The organism is Streptomyces sp. NPDC015032 (assembly GCF_043080425.1).
In the GTDB taxonomy this organism is placed as follows: domain Bacteria; phylum Actinomycetota; class Actinomycetes; order Streptomycetales; family Streptomycetaceae; genus Streptomyces.
The window spans coordinates 1-2196 of record NZ_JBIBVN010000108.1; the positions used below are offsets into that span (position 1 = coordinate 1).

The window sequence follows — 2196 nt, forward strand, 5'->3', positions numbered from 1 at the left end:
TGTCAGTGCGCCACGAGGCGCTGTTGTTTCGGACGGAGGTGGAAGACCACCGTCGCTTCGCCGTCGTAGCGGCGAGGTGAAGCGGGAGGCAGCCTGAACCGGGGATCGCCGGGGAGGGCGAGAGCAGCCTCGACAAAGTCGGGTCGGCCCAGCACTGCCGGATGGGTCGGGCCCGGTGAGCGAGACGGGAAGGTATACGCGAGGAACCGGCGTCATTACGCCTCTTGAGTTCTTGCCAGCTCCAATCCGGTGGATATGGGCTGGTCAGCGGTGCGTAACCGCCCGGAAGGGCGGGGAACTCCCGGTCCGGTATTGACAGCTTGGGCCGGGAGGCCACGACGAAGGTCTACGGCGTAGTCGTGGCGAGGCCGCAGGGGCAGAGCCGGGTGCCTAACCCGTCAACCGAACAGCAGTGAACGTGGGAACCGCTCGTATCCGCTCCCCGCGACCCGGCCCGCCAGGCCGGTCAGCCGGGGATAGGCGCGATGCCTGCCGATGGGCGCGAGCGGGGCGGAGCCGTCGTAGTACTCGGAGCCGGGGAGAGCCCGGAGCAGGGGGAAGGACGGCAGCGTGCCAAGCAAGGAGAGGAGTGCAATGCCCGAAGAAGCGCCGGTGAATACCGGCGCCGTGAGGTGGCCGGGTCCTGACTCGGCTCATTTCGCGGTACGGGAGATGCAGATCAAGTTGCACCGATGGGCGGGAGAAGATGACTCCCGGCGGTTCGGTGACCTGTTCAACCTCGTCTACGACCCGGCGTTTCTGGTGCACGCGTGGGAACGCGTGGCCACCAACACCGGGGCGAGGACCCCAGGGATCGACCGGGCCACGGTGGCCCTGATCGAGACCTGGATCGGGGTCGAGGCGTTCTTGGAACACATCAGGGACGCGCTGAAGGCGGGCGCGTTCGAGCCGGTCGAAGTGCGACAGGTGGTGATCCCGAAGGCGAGCGGCAAGCTCCGCGCGCTGGGGATTCCCACGGTCGCCGACCGGGTGGTCCAGGCCAGCCTCAAAGCAGTGCTCGAACCCATCTTCGAGGCGGACTTCCTGCCGTGCTCGTACGGGTTCCGCACCAACCGGCGGGCACACGATGCGATTGCCGAGATCCACCACCTGTCTTCCGGGGCCAACAAGTTCCACTGGGTCCTGGAGGCGGACATCAAGGCGTGCTTCGACGAGATCGATCACACGGCCCTGATGGACCGCCTGCGGGCAAGGATCAAGGACAAGCGCGTCTGCACGCTGGTGAAGGCGTTTCTGAAATCCGGGGTCATGACGACCTCCGGGGACCGGAAGGAGACGCTGACGGGCACCCCGCAAGGCGGGATTCTCTCCCCGCTGTTGGCTAACATCGCGCTGTCCGCGCTGGACGAGCACTTCGCCCGGCAGTGGCAGCAGGACATGGGCAGCTACAAGCGGCGGGTCACGCGCAGGAAGCACGGACTGGGTAACTGGCGGCTGATCCGTTTCGCGGACGACTTCGTACTGATGGTCTCCGGGGAACGCCGCCATGCCGAGGACCTGCGCGAGGAGGTGGCCGGCGTGCTCGCCCCGTTGGGGCTGCGTCTGGCACCGGAGAAGACCCAGGTGGTCCACATCGATGAGGGCTTCGACTTCCTCGGCTTCCATATCCGCAGGCAGCGGAAACGAGGAACGCAGAAGCACTACGTCTACACCAAGCCGTCCAAGAAGGCGATCCAGTCGATCAAGGACAAGGTGAAAGGCAGAACACGCAGATCAGACCTGCACAGGGACGTGGACGAGCTGCTGGCCAGCCTCAACCGCACCCTGCGCGGGTGGGCGAACTATTTCCGGCACGGGGTGTCGAAGGCGGTATTCAGCACGGTCGATGACCACGCGTGGCATCGCATCGTCCGCTGGATCTTCCACAAGCACTCCCGGCTCAGCTGGAGGGAACTGCGCCGTCGGTTCTGCCGACCGGGCAGTTGGAAGCTCATCTGCGACGGAGTCGAGTTCACCGGCGCATCCAGCGTCAAAGTGATCCGCTACCGCTACCGCGGCAGCAACATCCCGACCCCGTGGACACCACGACCGGCAGTCGCCAGTACTGGCGACTGACCACCGGCCAAGGCACGTGGAGCGCCCGTTGCGTGGAGACACGCACGGCGGGTGCGGCGGGCGGGTCGGGGAAACGGGCTGGTCGCAAGGCCAGTGCCGCGCCCCGGCCCGACCCAACCC

At 66.5% G+C, this 2196-nt stretch carries 2 protein-coding genes; one reads left to right on the forward strand and one right to left on the reverse strand.

The genetic code is table 11. From position 1 onward, the window contains the following. Positions 1-398: 398 nt before the first annotated feature. Complete coding sequence (locus ACF08M_RS41540; RefSeq protein WP_392190506.1) at positions 399-581, reverse strand: hypothetical protein; 183 nt, start codon at positions 579-581, stop codon at positions 399-401. 91 nt (positions 582-672) lie between these two features. Here ACF08M_RS41540 and ltrA point away from each other — a divergent pair, with 91 nt between their 5' ends. After that, positions 673-2076 (forward strand): group II intron reverse transcriptase/maturase, encoded by a 1404-nt coding sequence (gene ltrA / locus ACF08M_RS41545; RefSeq protein ID WP_392190507.1) that lies wholly within the window; start codon positions 673-675, stop codon positions 2074-2076. Positions 2077-2196 lie beyond the last annotated feature (120 nt).

What these genes read in the sequence shown, in the direction of transcription:
- ltrA (WP_392190507.1), top strand. Translation starts at nt 673, where the DNA reads ATGCAGATCAAGTTGCACCGATGGGCGGGAGAAGATGACTCCCGGCGG.